Source organism: Arenibacter lacus, from assembly GCF_008711145.1.
In the GTDB taxonomy this organism is placed as follows: Bacteria; Bacteroidota; Bacteroidia; order Flavobacteriales; family Flavobacteriaceae; genus Arenibacter; species Arenibacter amylolyticus.
Map to the genome: position 1 here is coordinate 1 of NZ_VVIN01000213.1, position 678 is coordinate 678.

At 48.7% G+C, this 678-nt stretch carries 1 protein-coding gene; it reads left to right on the forward strand.

The window, feature by feature from the left end; all coding sequences use genetic code 11:
- Nucleotides 1-678 (forward strand): relaxase/mobilization nuclease domain-containing protein (locus F1E73_RS17205; RefSeq protein WP_150452686.1); only part of this gene is annotated, 678 nt, incomplete at both ends.

Genomic DNA, 678 nt, shown 5'->3' on the forward strand with positions numbered 1-678 from the left:
CTACATCGTGGTACGGCACCACGATACCGAGCACGAACACGTGCACATCGTCTCCAGTACCATCAGGGAGGATTGTACCCAGATCAACCTTTCCTTTGACTATAGAAGGAGTATGGCTGCCCAGAAGCACCTAGAGAAAAAGTATGGGCTTTCCCCCTCCCCAGAAAAAAGAACGGTCCGAGAGCTTCCCAAACTGGAAACGCCCCAGCTTAATCCCCAAGATGGTAACGGGGTGCGCTACTATATGCAGGACATCCTGAACAATACCCTGCAAAAACATAGGGTGCGGAGTTTTGAACAGCTTGCCAAACTACTGGAAAAGTACCATATTCAGCTGAAGGTAGTGGAACGTTCGGGTAGGGTAGGGGTGGCTTATGGCATTGCGACTAAGGAAGGGTACCGATCCCGTTTTATTGGGGGCTATACCGTACACCCCCAGTTCTCCGGTCCCAAACTCCAACAAGTCTTCGAGCGTAACAAGCAATCGGCCTTACTGCCCATGGTAAAAAAGCGTTTGGAAAAACAAATAAAAACTACCTATAAACTATTTAAGTCCCTCCGTCCCGATCACCTCCCCGAAATCTTAGGCTCCCATCAAAAGCTCGATTGTAGACTAAACTACAACGATCAGGGACAGGTGGTTGATTTCACCATCCATGATAAATCGGGCTATGTGCT